This window comes from Streptomyces sp. NPDC056738 (assembly GCF_042790435.1).
Classification (GTDB): domain Bacteria; phylum Actinomycetota; class Actinomycetes; order Streptomycetales; family Streptomycetaceae; genus Streptomyces.
Window position 1 is genome coordinate 24,949 of record NZ_JBHTZF010000003.1, and the last position, 21,481, is coordinate 46,429.

At 72.5% G+C, this 21,481-nt stretch carries 22 protein-coding genes and 1 riboswitch; of the genes, 12 read left to right on the forward strand and 10 right to left on the reverse strand.

Features of this window, described 5'->3' with window-relative positions; genetic code table 11:
• Positions 1-268: 268 nt before the first annotated feature.
• Positions 269-1,039: a methyltransferase gene (locus tag ACFRIC_RS07515; RefSeq protein WP_382780941.1), complete on the reverse strand. Its 771-nt coding sequence runs from the start codon at positions 1,037-1,039 to the stop codon at positions 269-271.
• A gap of 230 nt (positions 1,040-1,269) precedes the next feature.
• A complete protein-coding gene (locus ACFRIC_RS07520; protein ID WP_382780944.1) occupies positions 1,270-1,881 on the reverse strand; it encodes an SAV_6107 family HEPN domain-containing protein in 612 nt (203 codons plus the stop codon).
• 176 nt (positions 1,882-2,057) lie between these two features.
• Between ACFRIC_RS07520 and ACFRIC_RS07525 the strand changes: the two genes are divergently transcribed.
• From ACFRIC_RS07525 to ACFRIC_RS07545, 5 genes are all read left to right on the forward strand, one after another.
• Positions 2,058-2,966, forward strand: a complete 909-nt coding sequence (locus ACFRIC_RS07525) for an ATP-binding cassette domain-containing protein (protein WP_382780947.1) — start codon at positions 2,058-2,060, stop codon at positions 2,964-2,966.
• Positions 2,953-5,037: a YhgE/Pip family protein gene (locus tag ACFRIC_RS07530; RefSeq protein ID WP_382780949.1), complete on the forward strand. Its 2,085-nt coding sequence runs from the start codon at positions 2,953-2,955 to the stop codon at positions 5,035-5,037. The genes ACFRIC_RS07525 and ACFRIC_RS07530 overlap by 14 nt, the downstream gene beginning before the upstream one ends.
• 35 nt (positions 5,038-5,072) lie before the next feature.
• Positions 5,073-5,702 carry a TetR/AcrR family transcriptional regulator gene (locus tag ACFRIC_RS07535; protein WP_382780952.1) on the forward strand — a complete coding sequence of 210 codons (630 nt, stop codon included), beginning with the start codon at positions 5,073-5,075 and terminating at the stop codon, positions 5,700-5,702.
• A gap of 425 nt (positions 5,703-6,127) precedes the next feature.
• Entirely contained in the window at positions 6,128-6,766 is a 639-nt protein-coding gene (locus ACFRIC_RS07540) for a DUF4126 domain-containing protein (protein WP_382780955.1), read from the forward strand.
• Between the two features lie 35 nt (positions 6,767-6,801).
• Positions 6,802-8,403, forward strand: coding sequence for a phytoene desaturase family protein (locus ACFRIC_RS07545; RefSeq protein WP_382780958.1), 1,602 nt, complete (start codon positions 6,802-6,804; stop codon positions 8,401-8,403).
• Between the two features lie 52 nt (positions 8,404-8,455).
• Here the strand turns inward: ACFRIC_RS07545 and ACFRIC_RS07550 are convergent, their stop codons facing one another.
• From ACFRIC_RS07550 to ACFRIC_RS07575, 6 genes are all read right to left on the reverse strand, one after another.
• Positions 8,456-9,466 carry a hypothetical protein gene (locus ACFRIC_RS07550; protein ID WP_382780960.1) on the reverse strand — a complete coding sequence of 337 codons (1,011 nt, stop codon included), beginning with the start codon at positions 9,464-9,466 and terminating at the stop codon, positions 8,456-8,458.
• Positions 9,467-9,522: 56 nt separating this feature from the next.
• Complete coding sequence (gene metF, locus ACFRIC_RS07555) at positions 9,523-10,446, reverse strand: methylenetetrahydrofolate reductase [NAD(P)H] (RefSeq protein WP_382780963.1); 924 nt, start codon at positions 10,444-10,446, stop codon at positions 9,523-9,525.
• Between the two features lie 214 nt (positions 10,447-10,660).
• Entirely contained in the window at positions 10,661-11,320 is a 660-nt protein-coding gene (thiE, locus tag ACFRIC_RS07560) for a thiamine phosphate synthase (RefSeq protein ID WP_382780966.1), read from the reverse strand.
• 89 nt (positions 11,321-11,409) lie between these two features.
• Entirely contained in the window at positions 11,410-11,781 is a 372-nt protein-coding gene (locus ACFRIC_RS07565) for an Rv2175c family DNA-binding protein (protein WP_361686113.1), read from the reverse strand.
• 77 nt (positions 11,782-11,858) lie between these two features.
• The gene (locus tag ACFRIC_RS07570) at positions 11,859-13,103 is read right to left on the reverse strand and encodes an NAD(P)/FAD-dependent oxidoreductase (protein ID WP_382780970.1); all 1,245 of its coding nucleotides are present in this window, start codon (positions 13,101-13,103) and stop codon (positions 11,859-11,861) included.
• Positions 13,104-13,135: 32 nt separating this feature from the next.
• Positions 13,136-13,513, reverse strand: coding sequence for a hypothetical protein (locus tag ACFRIC_RS07575; protein WP_382780972.1), 378 nt, complete (start codon positions 13,511-13,513; stop codon positions 13,136-13,138).
• Between the two features lie 52 nt (positions 13,514-13,565).
• Positions 13,566-13,678, forward strand: a riboswitch (TPP riboswitch).
• Between ACFRIC_RS07575 and thiO the strand changes: the two genes are divergently transcribed.
• The 6 genes from thiO to ACFRIC_RS07605 all read left to right on the forward strand — a co-directional run bounded on the left by thiO (position 13,676) and on the right by ACFRIC_RS07605 (position 19,690).
• Complete coding sequence (thiO, locus tag ACFRIC_RS07580) at positions 13,676-14,842, forward strand: glycine oxidase ThiO (RefSeq protein ID WP_382780975.1); 1,167 nt, start codon at positions 13,676-13,678, stop codon at positions 14,840-14,842. Its footprint overlaps the riboswitch before it by 3 nt.
• The gene (gene thiS / locus ACFRIC_RS07585; protein ID WP_382780978.1) at positions 14,839-15,039 is read left to right on the forward strand and encodes a sulfur carrier protein ThiS; all 201 of its coding nucleotides are present in this window, start codon (positions 14,839-14,841) and stop codon (positions 15,037-15,039) included. The genes thiO and thiS overlap by 4 nt, the downstream gene beginning before the upstream one ends.
• 3 nt (positions 15,040-15,042) lie before the next feature.
• The gene (locus ACFRIC_RS07590) at positions 15,043-15,837 is read left to right on the forward strand and encodes a thiazole synthase (RefSeq protein WP_382780981.1); all 795 of its coding nucleotides are present in this window, start codon (positions 15,043-15,045) and stop codon (positions 15,835-15,837) included.
• Positions 15,838-16,131: 294 nt separating this feature from the next.
• Positions 16,132-18,090 (forward strand): Stk1 family PASTA domain-containing Ser/Thr kinase, encoded by a 1,959-nt coding sequence (gene pknB, locus ACFRIC_RS07595; protein WP_382780984.1) that lies wholly within the window; start codon positions 16,132-16,134, stop codon positions 18,088-18,090.
• Between the two features lie 82 nt (positions 18,091-18,172).
• Positions 18,173-19,042 (forward strand): deoxyribonuclease IV, encoded by an 870-nt coding sequence (locus ACFRIC_RS07600; RefSeq protein WP_382780986.1) that lies wholly within the window; start codon positions 18,173-18,175, stop codon positions 19,040-19,042.
• 102 nt (positions 19,043-19,144) lie between these two features.
• Positions 19,145-19,690 carry a DUF4396 domain-containing protein gene (locus ACFRIC_RS07605; RefSeq protein ID WP_382780989.1) on the forward strand — a complete coding sequence of 182 codons (546 nt, stop codon included), beginning with the start codon at positions 19,145-19,147 and terminating at the stop codon, positions 19,688-19,690.
• Positions 19,691-19,742: 52 nt separating this feature from the next.
• Here ACFRIC_RS07605 and ACFRIC_RS07610 read toward each other — a convergent pair whose 3' ends face one another.
• Positions 19,743-20,375, reverse strand: a complete 633-nt coding sequence (locus ACFRIC_RS07610) for a sulfite oxidase-like oxidoreductase (protein ID WP_382780992.1) — start codon at positions 20,373-20,375, stop codon at positions 19,743-19,745.
• Between the two features lie 155 nt (positions 20,376-20,530).
• Between ACFRIC_RS07610 and bfr the strand changes: the two genes are divergently transcribed.
• Entirely contained in the window at positions 20,531-21,010 is a 480-nt protein-coding gene (gene bfr, locus ACFRIC_RS07615; protein ID WP_382780994.1) for a bacterioferritin, read from the forward strand.
• Positions 21,011-21,073: 63 nt separating this feature from the next.
• Here bfr and ACFRIC_RS07620 read toward each other — a convergent pair whose 3' ends face one another.
• A complete protein-coding gene (locus ACFRIC_RS07620; RefSeq protein WP_382780998.1) occupies positions 21,074-21,361 on the reverse strand; it encodes a bacterioferritin-associated ferredoxin in 288 nt (95 codons plus the stop codon).
• Between the last annotated feature and the right edge of the window lie 120 nt (positions 21,362-21,481).

Below are 21,481 nucleotides of genomic sequence, written 5' to 3' on the forward strand. Positions count from 1 at the left end.
CCTCCTCATCGTGCAGTCGCCGGGGCGACCGGGGGTCCCCTTCAGGATAGGCAGGGAATCGGCCCCGTGAAACCCGCCCTCTACGCCAATTCGCCGACCGGAACCCTTCATGGCGCCCCGATGCGCTGAGGCGTGCATTCCCCAGCGAACGGTCCGTCATGCCGGACGGTCTCCCCCGATCATACGGCGCCGAGCACTCGATCGGGTGGTCTGTGGCGTACTCCATCTGCCGCCAAGCCCCTGATCAGCGGCGCGCCGCCGGGGGCCCTCAGCCCTCCGTGGTCTCTCGGGCCTCACCCAGCACATGGAGCTGTGTGGCCACGGAGTGGAACGCGGTGAGCTCGGCCGCCGCCGCCTCCAGCTTGAGCAGAGCCTCCAGGGCGCCCGGCTCGGTGTCCACCAGGACCCCGGGCACCAGGTCCGCGAAGACCCGGACGCCGTGCACGGCGGCGACGTGCAGACCGGCGCCCGCGACGAGGGAGGTGAGCTGCTCGGCGGTGAAGCGGTGCGGAACGGGATCACTCTCGCCCCAGCGTCCGTCCGGGTCGTCGAGCGCGTGCCGGGCCTCCTTGAAGTGCCCGGCGAGGGCACGGGCCAGCACGGCACCGCCCAGGCCCGCGGCGAGGAGGCTGAGCACGCCCTCGGGGCGCAGCGCGTCCACGACGTTGCGGACGCCCTCGGCCGGGTCGTCCACGTACTCCAAGACGCCGTGGCACAGCACGGCGTCGTAGCCGCCGCGCTCGACCACGTCGAAGAGGCCGTGGGCATCGCCCTGGACGCCCTGCACGCGGTCGGCGACACCGGCCTCGGCGGCACGGCGCTCCAGCGCGAACAGCGCGTTCGGGCTGGGGTCGACGACGGTGACCCGGTGACCGAGGCGGGCCACGGGCACGGCGAAGTTGCCACTGCCGCCGCCCGTGTCGAGCACGTCGAGCGACTCCCGCCCGGCGGCCTTGACCTGACGGTCCAGGGCGTCCTTGAGGACCTCCCAGACGACGGCGGTACGGAGAGAAGCGCGGGGGCGCATCGGGTCCGACACGGCAGTTGACTCCTCGGCGCGGCACCGCCTGATGAACGGCGGAGCGAAGTTCGGGCCTCCCGGCGGGGAGGCAGCAGGCGTCTCCACCCTATTGCCTCCGCCACCGTGACCGGTCCCCCGTCTCACGCGCGCCGGATCGCACGCGGAGCGCGCGGAGGACCGCCCCGTGGCCCGCCCGAAGTCCGAAGTCCCCGCCGGTCGAGCCGTGGTCCGCCCGAAGTGCCCTCCGGTCAGCCCGCGTCCGGCACCTCCCGGTCCACGCCGCCCAACCGGTCCACGCCGCCCAACCGGTTCGCCCCGCCCGGCCGGTCCGGGCCCCGGTCCTGTTCTGCGTCCTGGCGGGGCTGGGGCAGCACGGGCTGCAGCGCCAGCATCCGCTCGACGAGGCGCAGGAACATGTGGACGTCGCGTATCAGGTCGTCGGCGTCGCGGGTGCTGGCCGCGCCCTGGATGCCGGCCTCCGCGCGGGCGCGGCGGGTGGCGCCGGAGGCGAACAGCGCGCTCCACTCGGTCAGTTCGGGAGCGATCTCCGGGAGGACCTCCCAGGCGCTGCGGATGCGGGCCCTGCGCCGGGACGAGGGCTCCGGGTGGACCCGGGCGGCGAGGACGGCGGCGGCGGTGCGCAGCGCGGCCAAGTGGGCCGTCGCGTAACGCTCGTTGGGCGTCTCCAGGGCCGTCGCCTCGTCAAGTCCGGCGCGGGCCTGGGAGAGCAGGTCGAGGGCGGCGGGCGGGGCCGTGGCCCGGCGGAGCACGGGGTGGACGTCGCCCGCCGGTCCGGTCAGTGAGGGGGCAGGGCCGGTGGCGCGGCGCCGACGGGCGGCGGCTGCGGAAGAGCTGGCCATGACGAACCTCCTGTCGTCGTGTGACGGCACTGTGGCCGTATGTGCCCATCGTGCGGTATGCCACTGACAATCCGTTCTGACCTGCGACTTTGCTTCGATCGACAGTTCGGGTTAGTTTTTGCACTGACCAGTCAGTTCAAAAGTGGTTCGAATCCGTTCCACAGGATGGGGGAGCTGTGGACGGTCCGCACGGACTGCGTGTCACGGCCGAGGACTTCGGACTCGAAGGACCCCGCGGATGGGTTTTCCGCGGGGTCCGTCTCGAAGCGGAGCCCGGATCGCTCGTCGCGATCGAGGGGCCGTCGGGCTCCGGCCGCACCTGCCTGCTGCTGGCCCTCACGGGCCGGATGAAGGCCACCGAGGGGACGGCGGCCGTGGGTTCGTCGAGGCTGCCGAAGCAGATGGCCGCGGTGCGCCGGACCAGCGCACTCGCCCACGTGCCCGGCGTCACGGACCTCGACCCCGCGCTGACCGTCGGGGAACATCTGCGGGAACGGGCGCTGCTGCAGCGGCGGTTCGGGGGTTCGCTGCGCGCCCTGCTGCGGCCCCGCGGCGAGCGGGTGGGTGAGACCGAGGCGCGGATCGGTGCCGCGCTCGACGCCGCCGGGCTCGACCCGGACACGCTGCCCAAGGGCACGCGGACGGCCGTACGCGATCTGGAGCGGCTCGAGACCCTGCGGCTGTCGCTGGCGCTGGCCCTCATCGGCCGGCCCCGGCTGCTGGGCGTCGACGACACCGACCTCAAGCTCTCGGACGCCGAACGGTCCGAGGCCTGGGATCTGTTGACGTCCCTCGCCCGGTCCGGCACGACGGTCGTCGCGGTGTGCAGCGAGGCTCCCGAGGGCGCCGTCGTCGTGTCCACCGCACCGGCCGCCACGGCGAACACCGCCGCCGCCGACGACGCAGACGACGAGAACCCGGACACCGGCAGCGGCACCGGCGCGGACGCCGACACCGTCTCCGAGACCGCCACCCCAGCGGACGCGGACTCGGCCACCGCCACCGCCACCGCCGATGACAGCGACAGCGACAGCGACAGCGACAGCGGGAACCTCGACAAGGAGACGGCCGATGCGATCGCCTGAACTGGCCCTTCTCGAACTCCGCCGCTTCGGCCGGGGCAAGCTCCCGCGTGCCGCCCTGGTCGCGCTCCTGCTGCTGCCCCTGCTGTACGGCGCCCTGTACCTGTGGTCGTTCTGGGACCCGTACGGCCGGCTCGACCGCATCCCCGTGGCGCTGGTGAACGCCGACGAGGGAGCGACGGCCGGCGGCCGCAAGGTCACCGTCGGGGACACCATCACCGAAGGGCTGCGCGAGAGCGACACCTTCGAGTGGCACGAGGTGAGCCCGGCCGAGGCGCGCCGGGGTGTGGAGGACGGCACGTACTACCTGTCGCTGACCATGCCGGGCGACTTCAGCCGCAGGATCGCGTCCAGTTCGGGGACCTCGCCCGAGACGAGCGCGCTCCAGGTGCGGACCAACGACGCCAACAACTACATCGTCGGGCAGATCTCCCGCACGGTGTTCAGCGAGGTCCGGACGGCCGCCTCCACGAAGGCCTCGCGTTCGTTCCTCGACAAGATCTTCATCTCGTTCTCGGACATCCACGGCAAGACCGTGCAGGCGGCCGACGGCGCCGACCGGCTCAGCGGCGGCATCGGCAAGGCGAAGAAGGGCTCGAAGGATCTCGCGGACGGCCTGAAGGAGGCCAAGACGGGCAGCGGGAAGCTCTCCGGAGGCCTCAGGAAGCTCACGACGGGCGCGGGCGACCTGGAGGACGGTTCGCAGCAGGTCGCGGACGGCACCCGGGCGCTGGCCGACAAGGTCGACGGGGTCGCGGACAAGGTGGGCCCCTTCCTGGAGGACAACGAGAAGTCGATCGGCGACACGGCCGAGCTGGTCGCCGACTCCGCGGCGGGGATCCGGCACAACCTCGCCACCCTGGTGAAGACGGCCCCGGCCGCCGCCAAGGGCGCGCGCGCCGCCTCCGAGGCCCTGAACACCGTCCACCACGCGCGGTGCGAGGTCCTGCCGGTCCCCGACCCGGCGTGCCCCGAGCTGACGAAGGCCAAGGAGGCCGCCGCGGACGTCGTCGCGGTCACCGAGGACGTCAACACGCTGATCGGCGACCAGGACGGCGACCTCACCGAGCTGGACAAGAACCTGGCCACCCTGGAGAAGCAGGCCCGCGCCCTCGCCGGCCGTGCCCCGCACCTCTCCGAGGACCTCGACGACGCCGTCTCCAAGATCGACAAGCTGAACGAGGGCGCCACCGCGGTCGCCCGGGGCGCGAAGCGGCTGCACTCCGGTCTCGGCACCGCGAAGACGGGTGCGGCGACCCTGGACAAGGGGGTCGGCCGGCTGAAGACCGGCGCGAGCGACCTCGACGGCGGCCTGTACAAGCTCGTCGGCGGCTCCGGGAAGCTGGCGGGCGGTCTGCACGACGGCGCCGAGCGGATCCCCGACTACGACAAGCCCGACCGTGACCTGCGCACCGAGGTCATGGCCGACCCGGTGCGCATGGCCTCCCGGGACCTGCACAAGGCGCCCAACTACGGCACCGGTTTCGCCCCCTACTTCATCCCGCTGTCCCTGTGGGTCGGCGCGATGGTGGCGTACATGCTGATCCAGCCGCTGAACCGGCGCGCGCTCGCGGCGGGCGCCTCGGCGTGGCGCATCGCGCTGGCGGGCTGGCTGCCGGTCGCCGTCGTCGGCGTCCTGCAGACGGCCGCCCTGATGGCGGTGCTGCACTGGGCGATCGGCCTCCAGATGGCGCGGGCGGCGGGAACGGTCGGCTTCCTGTTCCTGGTGACGGCCTGCTTCGCGGCGATCGTGCAGTGGCTGAACGCCCGCTTCGGAGCCGCCGGCCGGATCCTCGTCCTGGCCTTCCTGATGCTCCAGCTCACCTCGGCGGGCGGCACGTACCCCGTCCAGACCAGTCCGGCCTTCTTCAACGCGATCCACCCCTTCCTGCCGATGAGTTACGTCGTCGAGGCGCTCCGCAGGCTCATCACGGGCGGCGGCCTGGAGCCCGTACGGACCGCGTGCCTGGTGCTGACGGCCTTCACGGTGGGCGCGCTCGCCCTGACCGCCCTGACGGCACGCCGCAAGCAGGTGTGGACCCTCGACCGGCTGCATCCGGAGCTGAGCCTGTGACCACGCGCGCGGGTGCTCCTGTGACAATCGGTGCCATGGAAAGCAGCAGCACCACGGCGGGCGGTGGCAGCCGCCGCGAGGCGACCCGGCAGAAGCTCTACGAGGCGGCCGTCACCCTGATCGCCGAACAGGGCTTCTCCGCCACCACGGTGGACGAGATCGCCGAGCGGGCCGGGGTCGCGAAGGGCACGGTCTACTACAACTTCGCCAGCAAGTCGGTGCTCTTCGAGGAGCTGCTGCGGCACGGCGTCGGACTCCTCACCGCGTCGCTGCGGGAGGCGGCGGAGAAGACCGACCGGGACGGCGGCAGCAAGGTCGACGCGCTGGACGCGATGATCCGGGCCGGTCTCGTCTTCATCAACCGCTATCCGGCGTTCACCCAGCTCTACGTGGCGGAGCTCTGGCGCACCAACCGCGCCTGGCAGTCCACCCTGATGGTGGTGCGGCAGCAGGCGGTGGCGGTCGTCGAGGGCGTCCTGCGCGACGGGGTGGCGGGCGGGGAGCTCAGCGACGAGATCGACATCCCGCTGACGGCGGCGGCGCTGGTCGGGATGGTCCTGGTGGCCGCCCTGGACTGGCAGGCCTTCCAGCCGGAGCGCTCCCTGGACGACGTCCACGCGGCCCTGTCCCGGCTCCTCCAGGGGCGCGTGAGCGGCCACGGCTGAGCCGCGGCGACGCGCGGGACCCGCACCGGAGGACCGGTCGCCGGTCCCGTGGCCCGAGGGCCGGGCGCCGTACGTACGAGAGCGCCGGTCCGGTCGGCCGCGTCCCCCGCGGGCCGTCCGTACCGGCGCCTCGTCGTGCTCCCCCCGTGCCCCCGTCGGGCCCCCGTTCGGTCGTCCCCCCGGGTCCCCCGTGTCTCGCTCCCGCCGAGCGGGCCGGCGGAAGGAGCGGCCAAGGGCGCGCGTTCCGTTCCGCCGCCCCGTGTCGGCGGTGCCGGAACCGCGCCCCTTTCCGTGCCTCCACTCTGTCGTTCGCGCAGGTCGGACCCATCCGTGCGCCTACTCATCTCACCCTGTAGGTACGGATACTCAGGCATACGTGCTCAGACCCAGGACGCCCCGGCCGCGCACTGGTTACGATCCCCTCCGTGTCGGTACTCCCCCTCGTCTTCACCAGCGGCTGGGCCAGCGGCATCAACGCGTACGCGGTGGTGCTGCTCCTCGGCGTGTTCGGCGCCACCGGGCTGAGCGACGAGGTCCCGGAGTCCCTGCAACGCCCTGAGATCCTGGTCACAGTCGCCGTCCTGTTCCTCTTCGAGGCGGTCGCCGACAAGATCCCGTACGTCGACTCGGTGTGGGACTCCGTGCACACCGTGATCCGGCCCGCGGCGGGTGCCTGGGTCGGGGCGCTGCTCGCCGGGCAGAGCGGCTCGGTCTCGGATCTGGCGGCGGCGGTGCTCGGCGGTTCGACGGCGCTGGCGAGCCACACGGTCAAGGCCGGGACGCGGATGGCGGTCAACACCTCGCCGGAGCCCTTCAGCAACATCGTGATGAGCCTCGCCGAGGATCTCGGGGTCGCCGGCGTCATCACCCTGGCGATCTTCCATCCCTGGGCGGCGGCGATCATCGCCGGTGCCCTGCTCCTCACCGGGCTCACGGTGCTCTCCTTCCTCGTCTCGCGCATCCGGCGCTTCCTGCGCCGCCGGGCACAGCGCCGGGAGGAGCGGCGGACGGCCGCGGCGACGGGGCGGCCCCCGGACGGTGTGCCCTGGGCGGACCGCGACTGACAAGGCTGTCGGCGGGGGCGGATAAAGTCGCCGCCATGGGACGGATTGCGGTGATCGGCGCCGGGATGGGCGCGATGGCGGCCGCCGCCCGGCTGGCCGTCGCGGGCCACCGGGTGGTGGTGTACGAGCGGACGGACACGTACGGCGGGGCGGTACGCCGCTTCGAGCGTGACGGCTTCGCCTTCGACACGGGCCCGGGTCTGCTTCCGGTGCCCGCGGTCTACCGCGACCTGTTCGTCAAGACCGGGAAACGGCCCCTGGAGGAGTGCGTCGAGCTGGTGCAGGTCGATCCGTCGGCCGGCCACGTCTTCGCCGACGGCACCCGGGTGAGCCTGCCGAACGCCTCGCGCGCGGGCGTGCTCGCCGCGCTGGACGAAGCGCTGGGCGACGGCGCGGGCACCCGGTGGGGGGAGTTCCTGGTGCGGGCCCGGGAGGCGTGGGACCGCGCGCGCCGGCCGCTCCTGGAGGAGCCGCTGTGGCCCAACTGGACGGTGCTGGCCGAACGCGAGCCGTACCCCTCGGTGGCGCACAAGAAGCTGCTGCGCACCCGCAGGGCCACGACCCTCGCCGAGATCGCCGCCTGGGAGCTGCGCGACACGCGTCTGACGGCCCTCCTGGAGAGCCACGCCCTGGCGTACGGGCTCGACCCGCGCACGGCACCGGCGAGCGCCGCCGTACTGCCGTACATGGACCACGCCTTCGGCACCTGGTACGTGCGCGGCGGCATCCGGGAGCTGGCGCGCGCCATGTACGAGCGGTGCCTTGAGCGCAGGGTCGAGTTCAGGTTCGCCACCGCCGTCGAACGGATCGTCGAGAAGGACGGCCGGGTCGTCGGGGTGGAGCTGTCACGGGAGCGCTCGGCTGCCGCCGGAGCGGAGAGCGGCCCGGGGGCGCCCGGGTCCGGCTCTGGTTCTGGCTCTGGTTCTGGCTCCGACTCCGGCTCCGACTCCGACTCCGGGGAACTCTTCGAGCAGGCGGACTTCGTGGTCGCGGGCGTGGCGCCGGACGCCCTGGACGGTCTCGTCGGCGGGGCGGCGCTCCGGGGCGCCGACGAGGTGCCGGCGCGGCGGGGCGGGGCCAGCAGGCTGACGGTGCTGCTCGCGCTGCGCGGCGCGCGGCCCGCCGGGACGGCGCACCGCACGGTGGTCCACTCGGCCGACCGCGACGGCGAGCTGGCCCGGCTCTTCGGGGAGCACCCCGGGGTGCCCGCCGCGCCGACCGTCGTGGTGCACCGTCCGGACGATCCGGCGCTCGTCCCGGACGCGGAGCACGAGGCGGTCACGCTGACCGTCACGGTCCCGTCCGGCGCCGAGGTGTCGGAGGAGGACGTGGAGCGGGTTCTCGACGCCGCCGAGCGGGCCCTGCCGGATCTGCGCGACCGGCTCCTGTGGCACGAGGTCCGCACCCCGGCCGACATCGCGGAGGCGACCGGCGCGGCGGGCGGCGCGGTTCCCGCACCGGCGCTCGCGGCGGCGGACGGCCGGCTGCTGCGCCCGTCGAACTCGACCCGGATCGGGGGACTCTTCGCGGCCGGAGGCTGGGCGCATCCCGGTGGTGGTCTGCCGCACGCCGGGATGTCGGGCGCTCTGGTGACCGGTCTGATCGTCGAGGGGCCGGAGTTCCAGGGCTCGCAGTGAACGGCTCGGCGGGCCGCGGCGCGGGGAGGACCCTCGGCCGCCGTCCCGCCGGTCAGTAGCGGTACTGCTCGTCGTACCCGGCGTTGCCGTTGCCGTTGGTGTTGCCCTGGTACGGGTACTGCTGCTGCTCGGGCGGGAGTTCGCCGCCGTACTCGTCGGTGCGCTGCTGCGGCACCCAGACGCCGCCGGCCGGGGTCTCGCCGCCGTAGGTGCCGGTGGCGTACTGGTCCTGGCCGTAGTTCTGCTGCTGCGCGTACCCCTGGTCGCCGCCGTTGTAGGCGCTCTGGTCGTACGTGCCGTTCTGGTAGGTCTGCTGGCCCGTGTACGGGTCGGTGTAGCCGGCGTACTGCTGCTGGCCGTAGCCGTACTGCTGTTGCTGCTGGTCGTAGCCGGTGTAGCCGTCGTACGCGTAGGCCTGCTGGTTCTGACCCGTCGCGTAGGCCTGCTGGTTCTGACCGGTGGAGTAGGCCTGCTGGTCCTGGGACGGGGACGCGCCGGCGTAGGACTGGTCGGTGGCCGCGGCGTACGCGCCGGAGTCGTAGACCCCGTAGGAGCCGGTGTCCTCGGGCAGCGGCTGCGGCTCGTACACCGACGTCGTCTCGGCGGCCGTGGGCTCGGCCGGCTCGGGGGGCGAGAACCGGTCGGACGGGGCGGGCGTGAAGACGTCGTCCTCGTCGGCGTACTGGTCCTCGCGCCGGTAGGCGGCCACCTCGACCTCGTCGAGCTCGGGGGTCTCCTCCGCCTCGTCCGCGTCCTCGGGCTCACCGCGGCGGCGCTTGCTGAGCTTGCCGGGCCTGTCCTCCGCACCGGGGCCGTTGATGGCCCAGCCCTGCGCGAAGCCCTGGCGGAACGACAGCGTCACATAGGTCTGACCGACGGTGAAGGCGGCCGCGCCCAGGCCGATGACGACGACCGAGTGCATGAGGACGCCGAGGACCACGCCGAGGAAGCCCACGAAGGCGAGCAGCCGGAAGCGCAGCCGCGCCTTGTACTGCAGCAGCACTTCGCCGAGCAGCCACAGCGCGACAATGCCGAATGCCAGATAGAGGACCGTCAAGCCCATGTACGCCCCTCTCCCAGTGGCCGCTACGCAGTGTGTCGTACGCGGGTGCGACCGGTCTAGGCCTGCTGCGGGTGATGCAGGCCCAGATTCTCGTAGATTTCCAGCGTCGCGGTGGAGTTGTTGAGCGTGATGAAGTGCAGCCCGGGGACACCCTCGGTCAGCAGCCTCGCACAGAACTCCGTCGCGAACTCGATCCCAATGGAGCGTACAGCCGCCGGATCGTCTTTGACTGTGAGGATCCGCTCTTTCAGGACGTCCGGGAATGAAGCATTCGAGAGTTTGGGCAGCCGTTCCAACATCTTCACACTTGTCACGGGCATGACTTCCGGGATGACCGGGGTCGCGCAGCCCGCCGCGTCGACGCGGTCCCGCAGCCGGAGGTAGGACTCCGGCTGGAAGAACATCTGGGTGATCGCGTAGTCGGCGCCCGCGCGGCACTTGTCGACGAAGTGCGAGACGTCCAGATCCCACTCCGTGGACCGGGGGTGCATCTCCGGGAAGGCCGCGACCCCGACGCAGAAGTCTCCGGATTCCTTGATGAGGCGCACCAGTTCGGCCGCGTAGGTCAGGCCCTGGGGGTGCGGGACCCACTCGGCCATGGGGTCCCCGGGCGGGTCGCCGCGCACGGCGAGCATGTTGCGGATCCCCGCGTCCGCGTACTGCCCGATGATGTTGCGCAGCTCCGCGACGGAGTGGTTGACCGCGGTGAGGTGCGCGACCGGGGTGAGGGTCGTGTCGAGGACGATCTGCTCGGTCTCCTTGACCGTGCCGGCCCGCGTGGAGCCGCCGGCCCCGTAGGTCACGGAGACGAAGTCCGGGGCCACGGCCTCGACCCGCCGCAGGGCGTTCCACAGGTTCCGCTCGCCCTTGGGGGTCTTCGGCGCCGAGAACTCGAAGGAAAAGGTCTGTTTGCCGGTCGCGAGCATGTCGCGCACGGTGCGTGCGCGATCAGTCCTGGTGGATGCAGATCCGAGGGCCATACCCGCAGGTTAGCCAGAGGGCGTCGGTCACCCAACCGAACCGCTGACTTTTGTCCGATCTGTCGATTTCTTGTCCACCCCTCGGACAGCGGCCGGCCGGACCCCCGGACGGCCGCCGCGCCGATCGTGCGCACAGCCACCCCGCGGACAACCACCGCACCGGACGCCTCCGCGCGCGGGCGCCGGGCCTCCGGCCTGCCGCGACCGCCGGACCTCAGACGTCCCGCAGCCGCTTCGCGAACTCCGCCGCCGCGGCGCCCGGGTCGTCCGCCTCGGTGATCGCCCGGACGACGACGACACGGCGGGCGCCCGCTTCGAGCACCTCGTCGAGCCGGCCGAGATCGATGCCGCCGATCGCGAACCACGGACGCTCGGTGCCGAGGGCGGCCGTGGCGCGGACCAGGCCGAGCCCGGGTGCGTGGCGGCCGGGCTTGGTGGGGGTGGGCCAGCAGGGGCCGGTGCAGAAGTAGTCCACGCCCTCCTGTACGGCGGCGGCCCGGGCCTCGGCCTCGGAGTGCGTGGAGCGGCCGACGACCACCTCGTCGCCGAGGATCGCGCGGGCCGCGGGAACGGGGAGGTCGCCCTGGCCCAGGTGCAGGACGCCGGCGCGGGCCGCGTGCGCCACGTCCGCCCGGTCGTTGACCGCGAGGAGCTTGCCGTGCCGGGCACAGGTGTCCGCGAACACCTTCAGGTGCTCCAGCTCCTCGCCCGCCTCCATGCCCTTGTCACGGAGCTGCACGATGTCCACGCCGCCCGCCAGGACGGCGTCGAGGAACGCGGCGAGGTCGCCCTGGCGCCTGCGGGCGTCGGTGCACAGATAGACGCGGGCGTCGGCGAGGCGGCCCCGGGCGGTCGTGGCGGCGTTCTCGGGCATGCGTGGTCCCCCGTTGTCGGTGCGCGGGGAGCGCGGCGGCCGGGAGGGTCCCGCCGCCGTGCTCCCCGTGCCGGACGGTCTCGATCAGGTCAGACGGCGAGCGCCTGGGCGCGACGCTTCACCTCCGTGCCGCGATTCTCGCTCAGGGCCTGCGCGGGGGTGCCGGGCAGGGTCGGGTCGGGGGTGAAGAGCCACTCGAGGGCCTCTTCGTCGGAGAAACCGTCGTCCCTCAGGAGCGTCAGGGTGCCGACCAGGCCCTTGACGACCTTCTGCTCGTCCACGTCGATGAAGTCGGCGGGGACGTGCAGTGCGCGGTTCTCACCACGGCGTACGGCGATGAGCTGGCCTTCCTTGACCAGCTGCCGGACGCGTGTCACCTCGACGCCGAGCTGTTCGGCGATGTCGGGGAGGGTGAGCCAGGCGGGGACGAGAGCATCGGTCTTTGCGTCAATCTCGGTCACGGGACAAGCCTGCCATCCCGGACCGACAGCCGGAAAGCCGAGGGCGTCCGACCCGGGGTGACGGGACCGGGACGTGATCAGGCGGTGGCTCCCTTCAGCGGCCTCGACGGGTCCGCGAGCAGCACCGGATCCATCGCGGCACCCGCCTCGATGAGCCGGCGCCCCTGGGCGAGATCCCTCGGGCGGCCCACCGCCAGCAGGGCGACGAGCCGTGTCTCGCGGAGCCAGCACACCGACCAGGAGGCGCCCGAGGGGTCACCGCGCCACACCAGGGTGTCGGCGGGCGTGTGGTGGCCGACGTACTGCACGAAACGGCCGAACTGCTCGGACCAGAAGTACGGCACGGGGTCGTAGGCGGCGGGCGTCTCGCCGACGATGTTCAGGGCGACCGTGCGCGGGCCCTGGAGGGCGTTGTCCCAGTGGTGGACGAGAAGGCGTTCCTCGTAGCGGCCGGACGGGAAGGAGGCGCAGTCGCCGACCGCGTAGACGTCGGGCAGCGAGGTGCGCAAATGGTCGTCGGCGACGATCTCGCGGTGGGCTCCGAGTTCGATGCCGGAGCCGGCGATCCAGGCGGTGGCGGGCCGCGCGCCGATCCCGACCACGACGGCGCCCGCGGGCACCCGGGAGCCGTCGTCCAGGATCACCGCGCCGGGTTCGACGCGCTCCACGCGCGCGCCGGTGCGCAGCGAGGCCCCGCTGTCCGCGTACCAGGCGGCCATCGGGGCGGCCACCTCGGGCGGCAGCGCCCCGGCGAGCGGCCGGTCGGCGGCCTCGACGACGGTGACCGCGCAGCCCGCCTCGCGCGCGGCCGTGGCGAACTCGGCGCCGATCCAGCCCGCTCCGACCACCACGATGTCGTGCTGCCGTGCGAGTACGGGACGCAGCCGGTCGGCGTCGTCGAGCGTGCGCAGCAGATGCACGCCGGGCACCCCTTCGGCGCCGGGGAGCCGGATCGGTTCGGCGCCGGTGGCGACGACCAGGACGTCGTACGGGACGGCCCCCGCGTCCGTGTCGAGTTCGTGGTCGCCGGGGCGCACGCCGAGCGCCTCGCTGCCCAGCCGGAGGTCGATGTCCAGGGCCTCGAAGTCGATGTCGAAGGCGGAGCCCTCGGCCTTGCCGAGCAGGACGGCCTTGGACAGCGGCGGCCGGTCGTAGGGCTGATGCGGCTCCGCGCCGATCAGCGTGACGGTGCCCGTGAAGCCCTGTTCGCGCAGGGCGACCGCGGTCTGCACCCCGGCCATGCCGGCGCCCACCACGACGACCCGTCGTGCCGTGTGCCGCCGCGGCCGGGACGGGGACTGTGCCTGCGTCTGATCGCTCACCTGATCACCATAGACACGTGACGATCCGTCAGTCAGCGGACGTGCTCGGTGACCTCTTGCACACGGCCGGTCCCGACCGGTTCCTCCACCACGCTCGTCCCGGCGCCCGGCTGCGACTCCCACGTCCAGGTCTCCTCCAGCCGCACCCGGCCGTCGGGCAGTTCGACGACCAGGGACACGCAGTGGCCGGACGCGGTGGTGCCGTCCCGCTTGAGCTGCACGTACCGGAAGTCGAGGCGGTCGCCCTCACGGGTGCCCACGAGATGTCCGCGGACGACGTCGCCGCCGGCGTAGTCGGCCCAGACCACTCCGTCCTCCTCGTGGTAGGTGAACCGGGTGCGGGTGCCCACCTGGCCCGGCGCCTGGTCGGCGACGGGGGCGAGCACGAGGCCGTCGAGCGGTCGCGCCATGGGCGGAGGCTCCCTTACTGAGACGGACGGGGGCGGGCTAGGGTGGCCAACGTAAAGCACTCGCGGGAGCCCGGACGCACCGGGCTGAGAGGGAGGCTGGGCGGCCTCCGACCGTACGAACCTGATCCGGGTCATGCCGGCGAAGGGAGGGGCTGGACGCCCATGCCGTCTGCACGTTCGTCGGACGTCCTCGTCGTCGGGGGCGGAATCATCGGTCTGGTGACGGCCTGGCGGGCCGCGCAGCGCGGGTTCACCACCGCGCTCGTGGACCCCGAGCCGGGCGGCGGCGCCGCGCAGGTCGCGGCCGGGATGCTGGCCGCCGTCACCGAGCTGCACTTCGGCGAGGAGACCCTGCTGGGCCTCAACCTCGCCTCCGCGCGCCGCTATCCGGACTTCGCCGCCGAGCTCACCGAGGCGGCCGGACAGGACCTCGGTTACCGCCGGAGCGGCACGCTGGCCGTCGCGCTGGACGCCGACGACCGGGCCCATCTGCGCGAACTGCACGCGCTCCAGGTCCGCTCGGGGCTGGAGTCGGAGTGGCTCAGCGGCCGTGAGTGCCGCCGTCTGGAGCCGATGCTCGCGCCCGGCGTGCGCGGGGGCCTGCGGGTGGACGGCGACCACCAGATCGACCCGCGGCGCCTCGCGGCGGCCCTCGTCACGGCCTGTGAGCGGGCCGGGGTGGTCATGCACCGGACCTGGGCGGAGCGGCTGAGCGTCGTACGGGAGCGGGCGGCCGGCGTCGTCACCGCGGACGGCACCGCCCTCGCCGCGGACCGGGTGGTGCTGGCCGGGGGCAGCCTCAGCGGACGCCTCGCGGGCGTCCCCGAGGACGCCGTGCCACCGGTGCGCCCGGTCAAGGGTCAGGTGCTGCGGCTGACCGTGCCGCGGCGGTACGCGCCCTTCCTGAACCGGACCGTGCGGGCCGTGGTGCGCGGCAGCCACGTCTACCTGGTGCCGCGCGAGAACGGCGAGCTCGTGGTGGGCGCGACCAGCGAGGAGCTGGGCTGGGACACCACCGTGACGGCGGGCGGCGTGTACGAGCTGCTGCGCGACGCCCACGAGCTGGTCCCCGGGATCACCGAGCTGCCGCTCACCGAGACCCGCGCGGGGCTGCGCCCCGGCTCGCCCGACAACGCGCCGCTGCTCGGCCCGAGCGCCCTGGACGGGCTGCTGCTGGCCACCGGGCACCACCGCAACGGCGTACTCCTGACGCCCGTGACCGGTGACGTGATGGCCCACGTGCTGACCACCGGCGAACTCCCCGCCGAAGCCCGCCCCTTCACGCCCCTGCGCTTCGGCGCCACCGCCCTCACGGAGCTGCCCGTATGAACATCGTCGTCAACGGGGAGCGGCGGCGGATCGACGCCGGGACCGCTCTCGACGCGCTCGTCGCGACCCTCACCGCCTCGTCGTCCGGGGTGGCCGCCGCCCTGAACGAGACCGTCGTCCCGCGCGCGCAGTGGCCGTCCACCGCGCTCGCCGAGGGCGACCGCGTCGAGGTCCTCACCGCCGTCCAAGGAGGCTGACCCATGGCAGACGACTCCTTCGTCCTCGGCGGTACGGTCTACGGCTCCCGGCTGATCATGGGGACGGGCGGCGCGCCCAGCCTCGACGTGCTGGAGCGCTCCCTGGTGGCGTCGGGCACGGAGCTGACGACGGTCGCGATGCGGCGCGTGGACGCGTCCGTGCACGGCTCGGTCCTGTCGGTGCTGGCCAGGCTGGACATCCGCGTCCTGCCGAACACGGCCGGCTGCTACACCGCGGGCGAGGCCGTGCTGACGGCCCGTCTGGCGCGCGAGGCGCTGGGCACCGATCTGGTCAAGCTGGAGGTCATCGCCGACGAGCGCACCCTGCTGCCCGATCCGATCGAGCTGCTCGACGCGGCGGAGACGCTGGTCGACGACGGCTTCACCGTGCTGCCGTACACGAACGACGACCCGGTGCTGGCGCGGAAGCTGGAGGACGTCGGCTGCGCGGCGATCATGCCGCTCGGCTCGCCGATCGGGTCCGGGCTCGGGATCCGCAACCCGCACAACTTCGAGCTGATCGTCGAGCACGCGGGCGTGCCGGTGATCCTGGACGCGGGAGCGGGCACGGCGTCGGACGCCGCGCTCGCGATGGAGCTGGGGTGCGCGGGGGTGATGCTGGCCTCGGCGGTGACGCGGGCGCAGGAGCCGGTGCTGATGGCGGAGGCCATGCGGCACGCGGTGGAGGCGGGCCGGCTGGCGCGGCGGGCGGGGCGCATCCCCCGGCGGCACTTCGCGACGGCGTCCTCCCCCACGGAGGGCGTGGCGGCGCTGGACCCGGAGCGCCCGGCGTTCTGAGCGCACCGGACACCCCGCGACGCTTCGGCCGCCCGGGGAACCCGCCGCGCTCCGGCTCCCCGGAACACCCGGCAGCGATCGCGCCGTCCGGACGTGCGCCGTCGCTTTCCGGCCGGGCGGGTCAGCCGCAGGTTGTCGTGTTGTGGCCTTGCGGTGACAGACGGGGCCTGATCGGACATCTGTGCGACGAACGGATCTTCGTACGGGCCGCGCTCGTCACAGCTCGGATGCAGTCGGGCCCCCGAATCGCCCGAACGGGGCGCCGTGACAGTGGCGGCTCGTAGACTCACCTGCGTGGATACGACCCTTCAGGACCCGCTTGTCGGACACGTGCTCGACGGCCGCTATCGCGTCGACGCACGGATCGCGGTCGGCGGGATGGCCACGGTCTACAGGGCCTTGGACACCCGTCTGGACCGCGTGCTCGCGCTCAAGGTGATGCACCCGACGCTGGCCGCGGACGTCTCGTTCGTCGAGCGCTTCATCCGCGAGGCCAAGTCGGTGGCCCGGCTGGCGCACCCGAACGTGGTGCAGGTGTTCGACCAGGGGGCGGACGGGTCGTACGTCTATCTGGCCATGGAGTACATCGCCGGGTGCACCCTGCGCGACGTGCTGCGCGAGCGCGGCGCCCTGCAGCCGCGGGCCGCGCTCGACATCCTGGAGCCGGTGCTCGCCGCGCTGGGCGCGGCCCACCGCGCCGGGTTCGTGCACCGCGACATGAAGCCGGAGAACGTCCTGATAGGGGACGACGGCCGGGTCAAGGTCGCGGACTTCGGGCTCGTCCGCGCCGTGGACACGGTCACGAGCACGACGGGCGCCGTCCTCGGCACCGTGTCGTACCTCGCCCCCGAGCAGATCGAGCACGGCACCGCCGACACCCGGGTCGACGTCTACGCCTGCGGTGTCGTCCTGTACGAGATGCTCACCGGCGCCAAGCCGCACACCGCGGACTCCCCCGCCCAGGTGCTCTACCAGCACCTCCACGAGGACGTACCGCCCCCGTCGGCCGTCGTGCCGGGCCTCGCCCACCCGCTGGACGACCTCGTCACCGCGGCCACGGCCCGCAATCCCGAGCTCCGCCCGGCCGACGCGGTGTCCCTGCTCGGCCAGGTCCTCGAAGCGCGCGCCGGCCTCACCGCCGACCAGCTCGACGCGATCCCGCCGGGCGCCCTGTCCGTGGGCCACGACAACGCCGACGACCGTACGAGCGTGATCCCGCGCTCGCTGTCCGTCCCCCGTCTGCTGCCCGTGAACGACGACGACTCACTCCATCGGACCAGCCGGTTCGAACAGAGCAGCCCGTTCACCACCCAGGACGGCCCGTTCACCACCGCGCCGGTCCCGCCGCAGCCCGGGGCCGCACGGCCGCCTCGGCGCGGGATGCTGCTGGTCGTCGCCGCGATCGTGCTGGTGCTCGGCCTCGGCGCCGGTGTCTGGTACATCAACTCGGGCCAGTTCACCAAGGTCCCGCCCGTACTGGCGAAGACGGAGGCGCAGGCCAGGACCCAGCTCCGGGGCGCCGGGCTCGACGTCAAGCAGGTCAAGCACGCCTACAGCGACACCGTGAAGCGGGGCACGGTCATCAGCACCGACCCCAATGTCGGCGAGCGCATCCGCGACAACGACTCCGTGACCCTGACCGTCTCCGACGGTCCCCAGACGGTGAAGGTTCCGGATCTCAAGGGCTTCGCGCTGTTCAAGGCCAAGGAAGTGCTCAAGGGCGACGGGCTCGTCGCGGGCATGGTCACGCGCGCGTTCAGCCAGGACGTGGCCAGGGGCTTCGTGATCGGTACGGATCCGGCGGCGGGCACCACGCGGCACTCGGGTTCGGCGATCGCGATCGTGGTGAGCAAGGGCAGCCCGGTGGAGCTGCCCGACGTGACCGGCTCGTCGGTCGAGGACGCCGCCGCGGAGCTGGAGGGCGCCGGCCTGAAGGTGAAGATCGCCGCGGAGCGGGTCAACTCGGAGTTCGACAAGGGTCAGGTCGCCCGGCAGACGCCGGACGCGGGCCGCGAGGCCGCCACGGGCGACACGGTGACGCTGACGCTCTCCAAGGGCCCCGAGATGGTCGAGGTCCCGGACGTCGTGGGTGACAGCGTGGACGACGCGAAGCAGGCCCTGGAGGACGCCGGGTTCAAGGTCGACGAGGACCGCGGGCTCCTCGGACTCTTCGGCGACACGGTCAAGAAGCAGTCGGTGGACGGCGGCGACACGGCGCCCAAGGGCTCGACGATCACGATCCAGATCCGCTGAGTCGACCCGCCGCCGGGCGTCCCGCGGGCCCCTCCCGGGTCCGCCCGCGGGGTGCCCCGCGGCGCGTGACACCCTGACGGGTGTGACCAGCAAGCAGCTCCGCAACCCCGTCGGCGGCCACGTCCCCGTGGCCGGCGGCCTCAACTCCGTCGGCCTGGCCTACGCCCGTGACCTCGCGGCCGAGACCGTCCAGGTCTTCGTCGCCAACCCGCGCGGCTGGGCGACACCCGCCGGGAACCCGAAGCAGGACGAGGACTTCCGCGCCGCGTGCGCCGCCGGGTCGATCCCCGCGTACGTCCATGCCCCGTACCTGATCAACTTCGGCTCGCACACCGAGGCGACGGTCGAGAAGTCGGTGGAGTCGCTGCGGCACTCGCTGCGGCGCGGACGGGAGATCGGCGCCCTGGGGGTGGTCGTGCACACCGGGAGCGCCACCGGCGGCCGGGAGCGCTCCGTCGCCCTCGGGCAGGTGCGCGACCGTCTGCTGCCGCTGCTGGACGAACTGACCCACGACGACGACCCGTTCCTGCTGCTGGAGTCGACGGCCGGCCAGGGCTCCTCCCTCTGCTCCCGCACCTGGGACTTCGGGCCCTACTTCGAGGCCCTGGACGCGCATCCCAAGCTGGGCGTCTGCCTCGACACCTGCCACATCTTCGCGGCGGGCCACGATCTGACCGGGCCGAGCGGCATGCACCAGACCCTCGACCTGCTGGTCGACACGGTCGGCGAGGGGCGGCTGAAGCTGATCCACGCCAACGACTCCAAGGATGTGGTCGGCGCGCACAAGGACCGCCACGAGAACATCGGCTCCGGCCACATAGGCGAGGACCCTTTCCGCGCCCTGATGACCCACCCCGCCACCGAGGGCGTACCGCTGATCATCGAGACGCCCGGCGGCAAGGAAGGGCACGCGGCGGACGTGGAGCGGCTGAAGAAGCTCCGCGACGGTTAGTCCCACCTGTTGGTCCCACCCGTCAGTCCCACCGCGGGAATACCCCAGGGGGGTATACGGTTCCTTCTGATGCAGGAGCCGTGACTCGACCCTGGGGGAATCATGCAGCACGAGGCACACGCCCATCCGGACAAGCACACGCACGCCGACAGGCGCACCCACGCGGACGCGCACGCACCAGCTCACGCGCACGACCACCAGGGGCCTGCCGCGGCCGGCTGGGCCATGGCCGCCGCGGCCACCCTGCACTGCCTCACCGGCTGCGCCATCGGCGAGGTGCTCGGCATGGTGGTGGGCACGGCGCTCGGCTGGGGCAACCTTCCGACGACGGTCCTGGCGATCGCGCTGGCCTTCTTCTTCGGCTACGCGCTCACCCTGCGCGGGGTGGTGCGGGCGGGCGTCGGTTTCCGCACCGCCCTGCGCGTCGCCCTGGCCGCGGACACGCTCTCCATCGCGGTGATGGAGCTGATCGACAACGGCGTCATCGTGCTGTGGCCGGAGGCGATGGACGCGCAGCTCGTCGACCCGCTGTTCTGGGGGTCCCTGCTGATCTCGCTCGCGGTGGCCTTCGTGGTCACGACGCCGGTCAACAAGTGGACGATCGGCCGGGGCAAGGGCCACGCCGTGGTGCACCGGTACCACCACTGAGCCGCCGGGTCACCGGCGCCGGGGGGACACGTCCCGGGCTCGGGCCGCGGGCTCAGAGTTCGGGGCCGTCCCCGGGTTCCTCCTGGTAGGAGTAGCGCTGTTCACGCCAGGGGTCGCCGACGTTGTGGTAGCCGCGCTCCTCCCAGAAGCCCCGGCGGTCGGCGGTCATGTACTCGACGCCGCGCACCCATTTGGGCCCCTTCCACGCGTACAGATGCGGGACGACCAGGCGCAGCGGGAAGCCGTGTTCCGCCGTCAGCAGCTCGCCGTCCTTGTGGGTGGCGAAGATGGTGCGCTCGGAGGCGAAGTCCGCGAGCCGCAGGTTCGAGCTGAACCCGTACTCGGCCCAGACCATCACGTGGGTGACGGCGGGCGCCGGCGGGGCTATCTCCAGGATCGTACGGGCGGGGACGCCACCCCATTCGGCCCCGAGCATGCTGAACTTCGTGACGCAGTGCAGATCGGCGACGACGGAGGCGTACGGGAGGGCGGTGAACTCGCCGTGGTTCCAGCACTGCTTCCCGCCGTCGGCGGTGGCCCCGAAGACCCGGAACTCCCAGCGCTCGGGGCGGAACTTCGGGACCGGGCCGTAGTGCGTGACCGGCCAGCCGCGCTGGAGTCGCTGTCCCGGCGGAAGCTCCGACTGTGCCGTTTCTCCAGATTCGCGCTCCACCGGCTGACCCATGACTCCATCCTGACAGACCGGGAACAGTGCCCATGACCAGCACGGGCAGGATCGGGGCAACTCGGAGTAAGCATGCACTTACTGGACGCTCCCGGACACCGGTGCAAAGATGCGGCGCAATCTGCCCATCACTCCGCCTGGAAGGAGCCTCTGCGATGCAGGGCGACCCCGAGGTCATCGAATTCCTCAACGAGCAGCTCACCGCCGAGCTGACCGCGATCAACCAGTACTTCCTGCACGCGAAGATGCAGGAGAACTTCGGCTGGACGAAGCTCGCGAAGTACACGCGGCACGAGTCGTTCGACGAGATGAAGCACGCGGAGGTGCTCACCGACCGCATTCTCTTCCTGGACGGCCTGCCGAACTACCAGCGGCTCTTCCACGTCCGGGTGGGGCAGACCGTCACCGAGATGTTCCAGGCCGACCGGCAGGTGGAGGTCGAGGCGATCGACCGCCTCAAGCGCGGGATCGAGGTGATGCGCACGAAGGGCGACATCACGTCCGCGAACATCTTCGAGTCGATCCTCGAGGACGAGGAACACCACATCGACTACCTGGACACCCAGCTCGAACTGGTCGAGAAACTCGGCGAGGCGCTCTACATCGCGCAGCTCATCGAGCAGCCGGAAAGCTAGACGGCCGGAGAGCAGGACGGCCGGGGATCCGGACGGCTCACGGGCCGGCGGAGGGCCGGAGGGTCAGGCGGCCTCGCGCCCGGCGGTCCCGTGTCCGACGGTCTCACGCTGCTCGGCCTCGGCCCGCGCGAGGACCTCGGAGAGCACCGGCATGCCCTTGTCGGCCAGTTCACGGCGCGGACACGAGCCCCTGCCCAGCAGCGCCTGGATCCGGCGTACGCACGAACCGCAGTCCGTGCCCGCCTTGGAGGCCGAGGCTATCTGCCGAGGAGTACAGGCGCCGTCCTCCGCGTGCTTCTTCACCTGCTGTTCGGTGATCCCGAAGCAACTGCAGACGTACACGCGGTTCACCTCCCGCCGGAATCGTTGGGTCGTGCCGTCCCGATGATCGGTGAGGCTAACCTAACCTTACCCGGCACATCGGAACCAGAAAAGTGGAGTGGGGCGCGGATCGTATGTGATCCGCGCCCC

Coding starts and splice junctions, on each gene's coding strand:
- ACFRIC_RS07520 (WP_382780944.1), bottom strand. CDS start 1,881: ATGGCCAGCTCTTCCGCAGCCGCCGCCCGTCGGCGCCGCGCCACCGGC.
- ACFRIC_RS07530 (WP_382780949.1), top strand. CDS start 2,953: ATGCGATCGCCTGAACTGGCCCTTCTCGAACTCCGCCGCTTCGGCCGG.
- ACFRIC_RS07535 (WP_382780952.1), top strand. CDS start 5,073: ATGGAAAGCAGCAGCACCACGGCGGGCGGTGGCAGCCGCCGCGAGGCG.
- ACFRIC_RS07545 (WP_382780958.1), top strand. CDS start 6,802: ATGGGACGGATTGCGGTGATCGGCGCCGGGATGGGCGCGATGGCGGCC.
- ACFRIC_RS07550 (WP_382780960.1), bottom strand. CDS start 9,466: ATGGGCTTGACGGTCCTCTATCTGGCATTCGGCATTGTCGCGCTGTGG.
- metF (WP_382780963.1), bottom strand. CDS start 10,446: ATGGCCCTCGGATCTGCATCCACCAGGACTGATCGCGCACGCACCGTG.
- thiE (WP_382780966.1), bottom strand. CDS start 11,320: ATGCCCGAGAACGCCGCCACGACCGCCCGGGGCCGCCTCGCCGACGCC.
- ACFRIC_RS07575 (WP_382780972.1), bottom strand. CDS start 13,513: ATGGCGCGACCGCTCGACGGCCTCGTGCTCGCCCCCGTCGCCGACCAG.
- thiO (WP_382780975.1), top strand. CDS start 13,676: ATGCCGTCTGCACGTTCGTCGGACGTCCTCGTCGTCGGGGGCGGAATC.
- thiS (WP_382780978.1), top strand. CDS start 14,839: ATGAACATCGTCGTCAACGGGGAGCGGCGGCGGATCGACGCCGGGACC.
- ACFRIC_RS07590 (WP_382780981.1), top strand. CDS start 15,043: ATGGCAGACGACTCCTTCGTCCTCGGCGGTACGGTCTACGGCTCCCGG.
- ACFRIC_RS07605 (WP_382780989.1), top strand. CDS start 19,145: ATGCAGCACGAGGCACACGCCCATCCGGACAAGCACACGCACGCCGAC.
- ACFRIC_RS07610 (WP_382780992.1), bottom strand. CDS start 20,375: ATGGGTCAGCCGGTGGAGCGCGAATCTGGAGAAACGGCACAGTCGGAG.
- bfr (WP_382780994.1), top strand. CDS start 20,531: ATGCAGGGCGACCCCGAGGTCATCGAATTCCTCAACGAGCAGCTCACC.